Below are 12824 nucleotides of genomic sequence, written 5' to 3'. Positions count from 1 at the left end.
GAAGCCCCGACCATGCCCGAAGGCCGCCTCTTCATCGGCAGCAAGCGCTATTCCTCCTGGAGCCTGCGCGGCTGGCTGGCCGTCCACCTCGCCGGGCTGGCGGTGGAGGAAGTGGCGCTCGAGATGCGCGAAGGCCCATCCCCGGCCATCCAGGCGGCGACGCCGGCGGGGCTGGTCCCCTATCTCGAGCATCGCGGCGTGAAGGTCTGGGAGACCATCGCCATCGCCGAATACTGCGCCGAGCTTACCCCTGGGCTCTGGCCGGCCGATGTGGCGCAGCGCGCGCATGCCCGGGCCATCTCGGCCGAGATGCATGCCGGCTTCCGCGGGCTGCGGGTCGCCATGCCGATGAACCTCGGCCGGGATTTCTCCGGCGGTGGCCGCACGCCCGAGGCCTTGGCCGATATCGCCCGGATCGAGACCCTCTGGCGCGAGGCGGTCGCGCGCTCCGGCGGCCCCTTCCTCTATGGCAACGCTTTCACCCTGGCCGATGCCATGTATGCCCCGGTGGTGACGCGCTTCATCACCTGGGCACCGGACCTCGCCGCCGATACCCGCGCCTACATGGCCGCCGTCCGCGCCCACCCGCTGCTGCAGCGCTGGTACGCCGAGGCCGCGGCCGAGCCCGCCGCCTGGCTCCTCGACAAATACGAGAACCCGCCGGGAGCGCCCCGCGCATGACCACCGCCGTCGCCCTCGACCACGTCGGCGTCGCCGCCCGCGACCTCGGCCCGCTGACCGCGGCCTATGAGCGCCTCGGCTTCGCGCTCTCGCCCATCGCCCAGCAATCCGGCAAGCGCTCCCCCGATGGGCCGGTGGAACTCTTCGGCAGTGGCAACCGCTGCGCCTTCCTCAAGCACGGCTACATCGAGCTGATTGCCATCCTCGATGCCGGGCGCTTCTCCAACGGGCTGGACGGCTTTCTCGCCCGCTATCCCGGCCTGCATATCATCGCGCTCGCCATGGAGGACGAGGCGGCGAACCTCGCCCGCCTCCGCCAAGCCGGCATCCCGATCCCCGGCATCTCCATGCTGGAACGCCCGGTCGAGGCCGGCGGCCCCATCGCCCGCTTCGCCCGGCTGCCGCTGCCGGATGCGCCGGAGGGCCGCCTCCAGCTCATCCGCCACCTGACCGCCGAGCTGGTCTGGGATGCCCGCTGGATGGGCCATCGCAACGGCGCCGTCGCGCTCGAATCGGTCATCCTCGCCAGCGAGACCCCGGCCGAGACCGCGGCACGGCTCTCCCGCCTCGCCGGCCTGCCGCTGGAGCCGGACCCGGCCGGGGGCTTCCTGCTCGGGCTGCCCGGCCTCGCCGGCGCCGCCGGGCCCGAGGCGCCGCTGCTGCCGACCAGCCTCCGCATCCTGCCGGCCGAGGCGCTGCCCGCCGTCCTGCCCGGCATCGCCGCCCCGGCCTCCCCCTGCATCGCCGGGATGGTGGTGCGCACCGGCGACGGCAATGCCGCTGTCACCGCCCTGCTGGCGGCCGAGAGCATCCCGGCAGTGCCGGTGCAGGGGCTCTGGGGCCAGGGGCTGATGGTGCCGCCGGACTATGCCGGGGGCGCCGCCCTGGTCTTCGCCGCGTGAGCAGCGCAATCGGCCGCAGCCTGCGGACCTATTATGCCCCCGGCCGCGCCATGGCGCTGGATGCCTTCCACCGCCGCTTCCTCGCCGCCGGCGAGCTGGCTTTCGATATCGGTGCCCATGTCGGCGACCGCGCCGCCAGCTTCCGCCGCCTCGGCGCCCGGGTGGTGGCGGTGGAGCCGCAGCCGCGCCTCGCCCGGCTGCTGCGCCTGCTCTACGGCCGCGATTCCGGCATGGCGCGGATCGCCGCCCTGGTCGGCGCCGCGCCGGGCGAGGCGGTGCTGCGGCTGAATGCCGCCAACCCCACCGTCGCCACCGCCAGCCCGGACTTCATCGCCGCCGCCGCCGGCGCCCCCGGCTGGGAAGGCCAGGCCTGGGATGCCGAACTCGCCCTGCCGGTGACCACCCTGGATGCGCTGGCCGCCGCGCATGGCAGGCCGGATTTCATCAAGATCGACGTCGAGGGCTACGAGGCCGCCGCGCTCGCCGGGCTGTCCTTCGCCCCGCGCGGCCTGTCCTTCGAATTCACCACCATCCAGCGCGGCGTGGCGCGGGACTGCCTGGGCCGGCTGGAGGCGCTCGGCTACCGCCACCTCAATGCCTGCCTGGGGGAGAGCATGGCCTTCGCCCATCCCGCCCCGATCACCGCCGCCGCCATGGCCCGCTGGATCGCCGCGCTGCCGGCCGAGGCCAATAGCGGCGATGTCTATGCCAGCCTGGAGCCGGCCCGCATCACCGCCTGAGGCGCCTCTCAGGCCGCCCGGATGCTGCCGAGGAAGCCATCGACCCGGCGCCGCAGATCCCCCGAATGCTGCGCCAGCTCGCCCGAGGCGCCACGCACCTGCCGCGCCGCATCCCCGGTCCGCTCCGCCCCCTCGCTGACCATGGCGGCATGGCGGGAGGCTTCCTGGGTACCTGCCGCGGCCTCGGCCACGGCGCGGCCGATCTCCTGGGTCGCCGCCGCCTGCTGCTCGGTCGCGGCGGCGACGGCGGAGGTGCTGGCATCGATCGCCTCGATGGTGCGGGCGATGCCGGCGATGGCGGCAACGGTGCGGCTGGTCTCGGCCTGCATCGCGGCGATCTGGGCGCCGATCTCCTCGGTGGCGCGGGCGGTCTGGGTGGCCAGGGCCTTCACCTCGCTGGCGACCACGGCGAAGCCCTTGCCGGCCTCCCCGGCCCGCGCCGCCTCGATCGTCGCGTTCAGCGCCAGCAGGTTGGTCTGCCCGGCGATCCCGTTGATGAGCTGGACCACGTCGCCGATCCGGCTGGCCGCGGCCGCCAGGGTCTGCACCGTGGCATCGGTGCTGCGGGCCTGCGCCGCCGCCTCCCGCGCCTGGGCGGCCCCTTCGCCCATCCGGCGGGCAACCTCGCCGATGCTGGCCGCCATCTCCTCGGCCGAGGCGGCCACCGTCTGCACATTGGCGCTGGCCTGCCCGGAAGCGGCGGCGACCGAGGCGGCGCTCTCGGTGCCCTCCCGTGCCGTCGTCTGCAATGTCCCGGCGGTCGCCTCCAGGGTGGCGGCGGCGCTGGCGACCGCCTGCAGCACAGCGCCCGTCTCCGCCTCGAATTCCCGCACCAGGGCGACCACGCGGCTGGCCCGGGCCTCCTTCGCGGCCTGCTCGCCCCGCTGCGCCGCCGCCATGGCATCGGCATCGCGGAGTCCGCTCCGGCATTCCTCGACGGCGCGGGACATCTCGCCGATCTCGTCCGGCCGCGCCGCATCCCCCAGGGCGAAGCCGTATTCCCGCCGGGCCAGTTGCCGCAGCGCGGTGCAGAGCAGGGTGAGCGGGCGGAGGATGCGCCGGCGCACCACCAGCGCCGCGCCCAGGCCCAGCAGGGTGATGAGCAGCGCCAGCCCCGCCATCAGCCCGAGCCGCCATTCCGCGGTCCGCATCGTCTCCCGCGCCCGCTCGCCGATGCTGGCCAGCGCCGTATCCGCGACGGCGAAAAGGCTGGCGGTGCCTGCATCGATGCCGCGGTTGACACCGGCGACATCCAGGGTCGGCGGCCGGCCGGCGAGGACCGCCTGCTCCAGCGCCGCGCGCTGGGCGACGAAGCCCTCGAAATAGACCCGCTTCGCCTGCTCGATCGCCGCCCGGGCCGGCGCCGGCAGCCCTTCCTCCACCGCCGCCACCAACGACCAGGCCACCCCCGCCCGGGCGCGCAGCTCGGCCATGCCCTGGCGCTCGGCCGGGGTGAAGGCGCCGTTGGCGATGCCGGCGACCAGCATGTCCCGCTCCAGCCCGGCGGCATCGCGGGTGGCATAGGCGGCGTCCTTCACCTGGGCCAGGGTCGCGCTCGGCCCGTCGATGTCGCGGACCTGGGCGGTCAGGTTGTGGCTGAACTCCTCCAGCAGCTCCACCAGACCGGTGGCCGCGGCATTGTAGCGGTCGGCGAGGCCGGCCGGGCGCTGTGCCAGTGGCAGCAGGATCGCCGGGTCGGCCTCCCGCCGGATCGCCTCGAGCCTGGCCCTGGTCTCGGCCAGGCGTGCGGGCGCATCGCCCGTGGCGCAGGAGACCCGGGTGCAGGCCAGGGCCAGCGCCTCCAGTGCCGGGCCGGCGATCGACCGGGCGCGGGCGATGCCCTCGACGAAGGCCCCCGTCTCCGGCCCGGCGCCGCGCAGCGCATTGCGGATCGGCCCGCGTTCCACCCGGGTCTGCTGCAGGGCGATGAAGGTGGTGCGGGTGGTCTCGGCCACCGCCACCGTGCGGCGGGCGGCAAGGAGCTGCCCGGCCGCATCGGCCACCACCGCGCCGGTGCCGATCAGCAGCGGGGTACAGAGCACCCCGGCCATGAGGCCGAGTTGCACCGCGATCGAGAATCGGCGTGCCATCCTGGGAACCCTTTGGCCATGGCACCGCCGGAATGGCGCATGCGGCCTGAGGCTAGTCCCTGATGGCTTAGTGCCCGGTTAAGCGCATGGCCCCGGCGCTGCGACCCGGTCAGCCATAGAGCGTCGTCAGATCCGGCCCATAGCCCGCAAGCGGCCGCGGCCGGCGCCGCTGGCCGAGCGGCGCCAGCCCGGCGAGCGCCACGGCCAGCCGCACCGCCGCCTGGGTGCCATCCACCAGCGGCACCGAGACATGCGGCTGCAGCACCGGGGCCAGGCCGGCGAGCGGGCCGCCGGCGAGGATCAGCACCTCGGCGCCATCCACCTCCACCGCCTCCCGGCAGAGCCCGATCAGCAGCTCGAGGCGCTCCTCCGCGACGGTGCCGGGGTCGCCGCTGAAGGCCGGGCCCATGCGGAAGCCGCAGCAGCGCTCGCGCAGGCCATGGTGGTCCAGGCAATCCTCGAACATCGGCCGCAGCGCCTTGGTGAAGCTGACCACGGCGAAGCGGCGGCCGAGCATGCAGGCGGCGTGGAAGGCGGCCTCCGAGATGCCCAGCACCGGGACGTCCAGCAATTCCTTGGCGGCATCCAGGGCGGGGTCGCCGAAGCAGGCGATCACCGCGGCGTCGTAGTGGCCACGCCGGGCGGCCAGCGCCGCCAGGGTCGCCGGCCCGGCCACCAGCCAATCGGCGCGGGTCACGATCAGCGGCAGGCCGAAAGGGGCGGAGACGCAGTCGATGCTGACGCCCGCGGGGGCCACGGCCCGGGCAGCGGCGCCGATCCGGGCGGTGACGCTGTCCGAGGTATTGCTGTTGACGACGAGGATGCGGGTCATGCGGCGGCCCTGATGCGGCGTTTCGCCGCCAGCATGGCCCGGCCCGGCCCGGCTTGGCCAGCACGGCGCCTTGGCTTTGGCCAGGCCGGAACGCTACGCTATCATTCCAACCAAGGCCGAGGTGGCACGCCCTGCGCCGGGCTGCCGGAGTATGTGAGACATGGCCCCCGATTCCCCGCGATCCGCCAGCCCCGAGCCACCCGGCCGCTATGCCGGCGGGGTGCGCGGCGGCGCCCCGGCATCGCCCCGCCATGGCACCGCCTGGTCCGGCCGCATCGGCATCCGCGCCGGCTTCATCACCATCCTGATGCTGAGCGTGCTCGGCCTGCTGGCCGGTACCGGTCTGTTCATCCTTGAGCGGCAGAATGGGATCATCGAGGGGCTTGGGGTGCATGACCGTGCGGCGACCGAGGCGGTGGATGGGTTCGCCACCCAGGTCGCGGATTTCTCCGCCGGTTTCGCCGCGGTGCTGGCCGGGGTGCTGCCCTCATCCTCCGCCGCCGGGCGCATGGTGCGGAGTGCCGAGCTGATCGGCGGCAGCGCCGATGCGGTGCAATCCATCGTCGGCCAGCGGGTGGACCCGCTGGTGCTGGGTGGGGCGCGGGACATGCTGGGGCGGCTCCCCGAATTCGCCGAAAGGGTGCGGGCCGCCTTCGCCGGGCGGCAGCGGGCGCAATTCGGCCCCCTGCAGGAGGAATGGCTGGATCTCGTGGTGGCCTTCAACAACCTGACCGTCGCGGCACGCGACATCGTCCGCGCCGATGCCGACCGCACCCTGGCCAATGCCCGGGCGCTCTCGGCACTCGGCCGGCAGATTACCTTCGCCGCCGCCGGGGTCGGGCTGGTGGGCGTGGCACTCACCTGGCTGGTGCTGGTGCATCTCACCGCGCGGCCGCTGTCCCGCGTGGCCGCGGCGATGGAAAGCCTGGCCCGCGGCCAGGTCGATACCGTGGTGCCGGAAGCCGGGCGGCAGGACCAAGTGGGGGAGATGGCCCGCGCCGTCGTCGTCTTCCGCCAGAACCTGGAGGCGACGCGGCGGCTGATGGACCAGGCATTGGAAGGCGCCCGCCGAACCGCCGTCGCCACCACCCAGGCGAGCCATGCGATCAGCCAAGTCTCGGATGGCGCGACCACCCAGCTGAACGAGCTGCGCCAGGTCGCCGATGCCTTGTCGCAGAGCACCGGGGCGATCCGCGAGGTCGGCCGCAGCACCCAGGATGCGCATGACCGGGCCGAGGAAGCCAAGAACCTTGCCGCCGACAGCCTGACCAAGGTGCATCTGCTGGTCGAGACGGTGGATGCGGTGGGCGAGGACACGGAACGCGTCACGCGGATCGCCGGCACCATCGCCAAGATCGCGACGCAGACGAATATCCTGGCGATCAATGCCGCGATCGAGGCGGCGCGGGCCGGCGAGCATGGCCGCGGCCTCTCGGTGGTGGCGGAGGAGGTCCGTGCGCTGGCCGGCAATACCGAGGCGCTGGCGCAGGAGATCGCCGACGTGGTCGTCCTCGCCGGCCGCCGCACCCGGGAAGGCAGCCTCACCGCGGGCACGGTGGGCGAGGCGATGGACCGGCTGGAGCGGCTGGTCAGCGAGAGCGCGCGCCTCGCCGGCGCCATCGCCGTGGCGATGGAGGAACAGCAGGCCACGGTGGCCGAAATCAGCGACCGGGTCTCGACCCTGACGCGCATCGGGCAATCCAGCGCGACGGCGGCGGAGGAGATCACCGTGACGATGATCGACCTTTCGCGCCTCGCCTCGGATACCCGCGGCGCGGTCGAATCCATGGTCGCCACGCGGGAGGATGCATGAGCGAGCCCGAGACGGCGATCCTGGTGGTCGACGACAGCAGCTTCAACCGGCTGCTGCTGCGCCGCCGCCTGGGGGAACTCGGCTATCCCGGCGTGACAGTCGCCGAGGACGGCATCCAGGCGCTGGCGGCGATGGCGGCGCAGGACTTCGACGTGGTGCTGCTGGATCTCGAGATGCCGAACCTCGACGGCATCGGGGTGCTGGAGCGGATGCGGGATTCGGCACGGGTGGAGCCGCCGGTGATCGTCATCTCGGCGCTGACCGAGATGACCAAGATCGCCCGCTGCATCGAGCTCGGCGCCGAGGACTACCTGCCGAAGAGCTTCGACCCGACCCTGCTGCGGGCCCGGCTCGGTGCGGTGCTGGACAAGAAGCGGCTGCGCGACCTGGCGGCGCAGCGGCTGGCCGCACTCGAGGGTGAGCTGGAAAGCGCCCGCGCCGCCCAGCTCTCACTGGTGCCGACCGATTTCGCCGGGCTGGCGTCAGGCGGGCTGGCGCTGCATGCGGCGATGATCCCGGCCAAGCAGGTCGGCGGCGATCTGTACGACATCCTGCGGCTGGATGCGCGGCACCTGCTGCTGACCGTCGCCGATGTTTCCGGCAAGGGGGCGCCGGCGGGGCTGACCATGGCGCGGACGGTGGGGCTGATGCGGGCCTCGGCCAAGCTGCTGGCCGCGGGTGGAACGCCGCCAGACCCAGCCGAGATCCTGCGCCGGGCGAACGACGACCTGGCCGCGGCGAACGAGGAGCAGACCTTCGTCACCGCGGTGGTGCTGGTGCTGGATGCCCTGACCGGGACGGGGCGGATGGCCCTGGCCGGGCATGAATCGCCGCTGCGCCTCGGCCCAGGCGGGGTGGGCGTGGTGGACCCGAAGCGGCGCCAACCGCCGCTCGGCATCATGGAGGATTTCGCTTACGCATCCGAGCCGGTGGCGATGCAGGCGGGGGAGGCGCTGCTGCTCTTCTCCGATGGGGTGACCGAGGCGGAGGACGGGCAGGGCGGCTTCCTCGGCCGGGACCGGCTGGTGGAATGCCTGGCGCCGGTCGCCGGGGCGACGCCCGAGGCCATCATCGCCGCGGTGCTGACGCGGATCGCCGCCTTCGCCGGGGATGCGCCCCAGGCGGACGACATCACCGCCCTGGCCTTCCGCTTCCAGGGCTGACACCGTGCCGGGCCGCTATTTTGTTGCAAAATCGCAGCGTCCTGGTGTATTCCCTTGGGTCTGCAACACCCTAGCTGCGTCGCTGCGGCCCGACCGCCAGCCAGCCGGCACCCACCGGGAGGGCCACCAGCGGCGTGGTGGAGCAGGTGAAATAGGCATGGCTCAGGCTGGGCTCGGGGTCCGCCGGAACCGCGGGGGCGGCCTCGGCATGATGGCGGCGCGGCACGCGCCGCGAGCTGTGCTGGCGCGGCTTGCGCTGCGCCACCCGGGTGAACAGGGCCGCGGTCGCCGGGGCGGCGCCGCAACCAAGGCTGGGTGCGACCAGCGCCGGGGCCTGCAATTCGACCTGGGCTTCGCCGGCACCGGCGGGGAGGATGATACCGAGAGCCAGGCCGGCAGTGCCGATAATTCGGCACAACCAGCTTCCGTGAGGGATTTCCATAGCTTGCGGCCTTTCATTGGGGGGAAGTCTGAAGATGCCGTATCCCTCGAACGTCGCGGCGCCCGGCATGTTCCATGCCATGGCCGTGTAGGCCGCCTCGATTAGCCCGCCGTGGCGGGAACCGATGCCGGTGCCGCGGTTTATGCGCGGCGCGGCCTTTGGATTATGTTGCGGCGAGCTGGACCGGCTTGCCGCTGGCCGCATGGGAGCGCGAGGGATGGCACCACCGATCGATGATGATGATGTCGACCTCGGCATCAGCCTGGAGACCGTGGCCACCGTCGTGGACCACGCCCGGGCCATCCAGGGACTTGAGGAAACCGATCCCGAGGCGCTGGACGAGGACGACGACAGCGAGGCCGCCCTGCTGCAGGACGACCCGGACGACATGACCGAGGAGGCGCTGGTCGCCTTCATCGACGGGCTCAACCAGGATGAGCAGGCGGCCCTGATCGCCCTCGCCTGGACCGGCCGCGGCGACTACACCGCCGAGGAATGGGACGAGGCCTTGAAGCTGGCGCTCGACCGCAACGAGGCGACCGGCACCGGCCACTACCTCATCGGCATGGACATGCTGGGCGACATGCTGGCCGAGGGCGTGGCCGCCTTCGGCCTCTCGATCGAGGATATCGAGCGGTAGTCAGCCGGCGGCAGGGTTTGGCAATGCGGCGATCTCGCGGATCAGCTTGCGCTTCACCGAATTGCCGAAGCTGTTGAAGTCCTCGGCGACGACGACGAAGGCGCCGGGGCCGCCGATGACGTTGTCCCGGTAGTAGTCGTCGAGCGGCACGCTGGGCATGCGGCCGAAGGTCGGGCGGTCGTTCACGATGGGCAGGCCGTTGATGGTGATGCCCTCGGCCACCACGCGGTCGCGGGCCACATCGACCGCGCCGCCGCTGTTGTTCACGCCATCGCCCGAGACATCGATGACCCGGCGGGTCGCCTCGAAGGGCGCCTCGTTCAGCATCCTCAGCGAGAAGTCGAGGGCGCCGGAGATCGAGGTCCAGGAGAGCGAGGCGCGCGGGGCTTCCGCCAGCCTCTCGGACCAGGCGGTGGCATCCGCCGCGCTGGCGATGCGGAGCCAGGGCAGGACCAGCCGCTGGTACTCGGCGCCGGCCCATTCGACATAGGCGAGGCCCACCGCGCCGATCATGCCGCCCCGGATCGCCTCGACCACCGCGGGGTCGGAGACGGCGTTGCGGTAGCCCTCCCGCTGCAGGCGGGCCTCGTCCTCATCGACCGAGCGGGAGACGTCGACGGCGAGCACCAGCAGGACATCGACCGGATCCCCGGCGGCAAATGCCGGGCGGGCGGCAAGGGCGGCGGCCGCGGCGAGGAGCGGGCGGCGGCGGAATGGGCGGGGCTGCGGCACGCCTGGAGCCTCCCTGACGCGGATGCGTCATGGAAGCGCGCCAGGGCGCCGCGGTTCAAGAAAGAACCGCGGGGGTGACGGCGATTAGAGCGCCGCAAGGACGGCGGCGGCGACGCGGGAGACGTCGCCCTCCGACAGATAGGGGTGCATGGGCAGGGAAAGGACCTGATCGCAAAGCGCCTCGCTGACCGGCAGGGGCGGCGGGCCGCCGGCTATGCCGCCGGCATGGGCGGCGGCATAGGCCGGCTGGTGGTGCAGGGGCTTCGGGTAGTAGATCGCGCTCGGCACGCCGGCGGCCTGCATGGCGGCCTGGACGCGGCTGCGGGTGGCGGCATCGGGCAGGGCGATGGTGTAGATGCCCCAGGCGCTGGTGGCGCCCTCCGTGGTCTGCGGGGTGCGGACGCGGCCGGCCAGCGCCGTCTCGTACCAGGCGGCGGCCTGGGCGCGGGTCTTCAGCTCCCCCTCCAGCAGCGGCAGCTTGGCGAGGAGGATGGCGGCCTGGATGCTGTCCAGGCGGCCGTTCATGCCGGTGCGCTGGACCTCGTAGCGGGTCTTGCCCTCCCCGTGGGTGCGGAGCGAGCGGTAGAGCTCGGCGCGGGCCGGGTCGTTGGTGACGATGGCGCCGCCGTCGCCGTAGCAGCCAAGCGTCTTCGTTGGGTAGAAGCTGCAGGCCGTGGCATGGGCATAGGTGCCGAGGCGGCGGTTGCCGAGCGCCCCGCCGAAGGCCTGGGCGGCATCGTCGAGCGCGAACATGCCGTGCTTGGCGCAAAGCGCCTCGATCGCGGGCCAGTCGGCGGGGAGGCCGTAGAGGTCGACGCCGATGACCGCGCGGGGGCGGAGGCGGCCTTCCTTGATCACCAGATCCAGGCGGCGTTCGAGATCGGACAAATCGATGTTGTAGGTGACGGGATCCACGTCGACGAAGACGGGGGTGGCGCCGAGCACCAGGGGGACCTCGGCCGTCGCGGTATAGGTGAAGGCGGGGAGGAAGACGGCGTCGCCCGGGCCGATGCCCTCGGCCATCATGGCGATCTGCAGCGCATCCGTGCCGGAGGAGACGCCGACCGCATGCTTCGCGCCGCAGAAGGCGGCGAGCTGGGCTTCCAGCGCATCCACCTCCGGCCCCTGGATGAAGCGGCCGTGGTCGAGGATGCGGGCGATGCCGGCATCGATCTCGGCCCGGATGAGGGACTGCTGGGCCTTCATGTCGAAGAAGGCGATGGGGCGCGGTGCGTTCATGCCGGCCTTACTAGGCCGGCGGGGGCCCGCGGTACAATCAAGCAGGGTTTCCCAGTGCAACACCGGAGGGCACGGCCGGGCCGGACAGGCGCCGCCGGAGCGTTGCGGTTGTCGACCGGGACCTCGCTTTCGCGTTATCCTCGTGCTGCAGTGCGATGCAACGCGAAGGATGCGGATGTGGCTTATCTGTTTGTGTGTTCTCCGACCTCCGGCACGGCCTCCATGCTGCGCATCCTCCAGATCATCGCCGGCCCGGCGGTGAAGCTCCGCCCGGCCAATGCGCCGGCGGCCATGGAGAAGGGCGAGGGCAAGCTGTTCCTCGACTGGAAGAACCAGAACATCCTCTACTGGTTCCGCGGGCCCCGGCACTGGACGGCGGATGTCGACCTGGGAGCCTTCCGCACCGTGATGCATTTCCGCGACCCGCGGGACCTGGCCTGCAACCAGTACTGGTGGGCGCTGCAGCACCCGAATACCATCGACAGCCCCGAGGTCGCCGAGGAGAAGCGCGCCAAGGTGGAGGCGGAGGGGATCGACCGCTACGCGCTCGGCCGCAACAATTCGGCGAATTACGCGGCGATGCGGGAGGCCTCGGACGGGCCCTTCGGGCCAGTGATCACCTGGACCTCCTATACCCAGCTCTGCTGCGCCTTCGACTACATGACGGACAACCTGTGCCGGATGTTCCACCGGGCACCCTCCCGCGTGGCGGAGGAGCTGCGGATCGAGCGGCCGGAGAACCTGGCCGGCAATGCCGACTGGGTGAAGGTCGGCGGCACCTGGAAGGGGTCCGACATCACGCCCGGGCGGTTCCGGCGCGACCTGCAGCCGGAAACCATCGCGGCCATGAACAAGAAGCTGGCGCGCGACCTGGAGTTCTGCCGCAACCGCGACGCCGCCTTCCTGGCGCATCACTACAGCTGACACGGCGGCGGGGCCGGCGGCTCAGGCCGGTTCCATCCAGCGGGCGAAGCGCTGCCGGCCGGCGGCGAAGCGGTGCAGCGCGCGGAGGCCGCGCAGCGCCGCGCGGGCCGGGCGCCATCCCGGCCGTTCCAGGATGCGGATGAGGATGGCGGGCAGCAGCGGCCAGAGATCCTCGGACAAATCCGGGTCCGGGCAGAGCGAGGTCGGCGCGGGCAGGGCCGAGTGCAGGCCAAGGCGGCGCGCCAGGAGGATGGCGCGCAGGCCCATGACGCGGGTCGCGCGGCGGAAGGCGCAGCAGACCAGGTAGGTGAGGCGGCGCATCGCCGGGGCGGCGGTGGGGCAGGCGACCTCCACCAGCAGGCGGCCCCAGAGGTTCAGCCGGGCCCAGCGGCGATAGGTGCGGCTGACGGTATCCGGCTTGCCGTGGCCTTCCGGCAATTGCGACCAGGCGGCGCGGCCGCCCTTCGGGTGCTTCAGGGTGACGGCGCGGAAGATGGCGTCCAGCCGGGCGCGGGTATCCTCCGGCGGGCGGCCGGCGCGGCGGGTGAAGCTGAGGCCGCAGTTCATGGCGGCGAGGAAGGGGGCGATGTGCTCCCATTCCTCATCGGTGAGGGGGGACCAGGGGG

13 protein-coding genes are annotated in these 12824 nt (G+C 72.6%); 7 read left to right on the top strand and 6 right to left on the bottom strand.

The window, feature by feature from the left end; translation table 11 throughout:
* Positions 1-12 precede the first annotated feature (12 nt).
* From AC0IW9_RS27640 to AC0IW9_RS27630, 3 genes are read left to right on the top strand one after another with little or no spacing between them, the layout of a single operon-like run.
* Positions 13-681 carry a glutathione S-transferase gene (locus AC0IW9_RS27640; protein ID WP_471651521.1) on the top strand — a complete coding sequence of 223 codons (669 nt, stop codon included), beginning with the start codon at positions 13-15 and terminating at the stop codon, positions 679-681.
* The gene (locus tag AC0IW9_RS27635) at positions 678-1583 is read left to right on the top strand and encodes a VOC family protein (protein ID WP_471651520.1); all 906 of its coding nucleotides are present in this window, start codon (positions 678-680) and stop codon (positions 1581-1583) included. Before AC0IW9_RS27640 ends, AC0IW9_RS27635 begins: the two co-directional genes overlap by 4 nt.
* Entirely contained in the window at positions 1580-2323 is a 744-nt protein-coding gene (locus AC0IW9_RS27630) for an FkbM family methyltransferase (RefSeq protein WP_471651519.1), read from the top strand. Before AC0IW9_RS27635 ends, AC0IW9_RS27630 begins: the two co-directional genes overlap by 4 nt.
* Positions 2324-2331: 8 nt before the next feature.
* Here the strand turns inward: AC0IW9_RS27630 and AC0IW9_RS27625 are convergent, their stop codons facing one another.
* Positions 2332-4413, bottom strand: coding sequence for a methyl-accepting chemotaxis protein (locus AC0IW9_RS27625; protein WP_471651518.1), 2082 nt, complete (start codon positions 4411-4413; stop codon positions 2332-2334).
* 109 nt (positions 4414-4522) lie between these two features.
* Positions 4523-5245 carry an aspartate/glutamate racemase family protein gene (locus AC0IW9_RS27620; protein ID WP_471651517.1) on the bottom strand — a complete coding sequence of 241 codons (723 nt, stop codon included), beginning with the start codon at positions 5243-5245 and terminating at the stop codon, positions 4523-4525.
* A 160-nt stretch (positions 5246-5405) separates the two neighbouring features.
* Between AC0IW9_RS27620 and AC0IW9_RS27615 the strand changes: the two genes are divergently transcribed.
* Positions 5406-7058 (top strand): methyl-accepting chemotaxis protein, encoded by a 1653-nt coding sequence (locus AC0IW9_RS27615; protein WP_471651516.1) that lies wholly within the window; start codon positions 5406-5408, stop codon positions 7056-7058.
* Positions 7055-8221: a PP2C family protein-serine/threonine phosphatase gene (locus tag AC0IW9_RS27610; protein ID WP_471651515.1), complete on the top strand. Its 1167-nt coding sequence runs from the start codon at positions 7055-7057 to the stop codon at positions 8219-8221. Before AC0IW9_RS27615 ends, AC0IW9_RS27610 begins: the two co-directional genes overlap by 4 nt.
* 70 nt (positions 8222-8291) lie before the next feature.
* On the opposite strand, the gene AC0IW9_RS27605 is transcribed toward AC0IW9_RS27610, so the two are convergent.
* Positions 8292-8639 (bottom strand): hypothetical protein, encoded by a 348-nt coding sequence (locus AC0IW9_RS27605; protein WP_471651514.1) that lies wholly within the window; start codon positions 8637-8639, stop codon positions 8292-8294.
* 241 nt (positions 8640-8880) lie between these two features.
* On the opposite strand from AC0IW9_RS27605, the gene AC0IW9_RS27600 reads away from it, so the two are divergent.
* A complete protein-coding gene (locus AC0IW9_RS27600; protein WP_471651513.1) occupies positions 8881-9303 on the top strand; it encodes a DUF3775 domain-containing protein in 423 nt (140 codons plus the stop codon).
* On the opposite strand, the gene AC0IW9_RS27595 is transcribed toward AC0IW9_RS27600, so the two are convergent.
* On the bottom strand, positions 9304-10035 hold the full coding sequence (locus AC0IW9_RS27595; RefSeq protein ID WP_471651512.1) for a DUF1194 domain-containing protein: 732 nt from the start codon (positions 10033-10035) through the stop codon (positions 9304-9306).
* 84 nt (positions 10036-10119) lie between these two features.
* Positions 10120-11274 carry a DegT/DnrJ/EryC1/StrS family aminotransferase gene (locus AC0IW9_RS27590; protein ID WP_471651511.1) on the bottom strand — a complete coding sequence of 385 codons (1155 nt, stop codon included), beginning with the start codon at positions 11272-11274 and terminating at the stop codon, positions 10120-10122.
* A gap of 222 nt (positions 11275-11496) precedes the next feature.
* On the opposite strand from AC0IW9_RS27590, the gene AC0IW9_RS27585 reads away from it, so the two are divergent.
* Positions 11497-12198 (top strand): hypothetical protein, encoded by a 702-nt coding sequence (locus AC0IW9_RS27585; protein WP_471651510.1) that lies wholly within the window; start codon positions 11497-11499, stop codon positions 12196-12198.
* A 21-nt stretch (positions 12199-12219) separates the two neighbouring features.
* Here AC0IW9_RS27585 and AC0IW9_RS27580 read toward each other — a convergent pair.
* Positions 12220-12824: transposase (locus tag AC0IW9_RS27580; protein ID WP_471651509.1), on the bottom strand; the 605-nt coding region annotated here is incomplete at its 5' end.

The organism is Belnapia sp. AC561 (genome assembly GCF_979252845.1).
Note: the sequence above shows the minus strand (reverse complement) of the source record. Positions and strands in the feature narration are given on the sequence as shown.

Coding starts and splice junctions, on each gene's coding strand:
- AC0IW9_RS27600 (WP_471651513.1), top strand. CDS start 8,881: ATGGCACCACCGATCGATGATGATGATGTCGACCTCGGCATCAGCCTG.
- AC0IW9_RS27635 (WP_471651520.1), top strand. CDS start 678: ATGACCACCGCCGTCGCCCTCGACCACGTCGGCGTCGCCGCCCGCGAC.
- AC0IW9_RS27585 (WP_471651510.1), top strand. CDS start 11,497: ATGCTGCGCATCCTCCAGATCATCGCCGGCCCGGCGGTGAAGCTCCGC.
- AC0IW9_RS27620 (WP_471651517.1), bottom strand. CDS start 5,245: ATGACCCGCATCCTCGTCGTCAACAGCAATACCTCGGACAGCGTCACC.
- AC0IW9_RS27615 (WP_471651516.1), top strand. CDS start 5,406: ATGGCCCCCGATTCCCCGCGATCCGCCAGCCCCGAGCCACCCGGCCGC.
- AC0IW9_RS27610 (WP_471651515.1), top strand. CDS start 7,055: ATGAGCGAGCCCGAGACGGCGATCCTGGTGGTCGACGACAGCAGCTTC.
- AC0IW9_RS27590 (WP_471651511.1), bottom strand. CDS start 11,274: ATGAACGCACCGCGCCCCATCGCCTTCTTCGACATGAAGGCCCAGCAG.
- AC0IW9_RS27640 (WP_471651521.1), top strand. CDS start 13: ATGCCCGAAGGCCGCCTCTTCATCGGCAGCAAGCGCTATTCCTCCTGG.
- AC0IW9_RS27625 (WP_471651518.1), bottom strand. CDS start 4,413: ATGGCACGCCGATTCTCGATCGCGGTGCAACTCGGCCTCATGGCCGGG.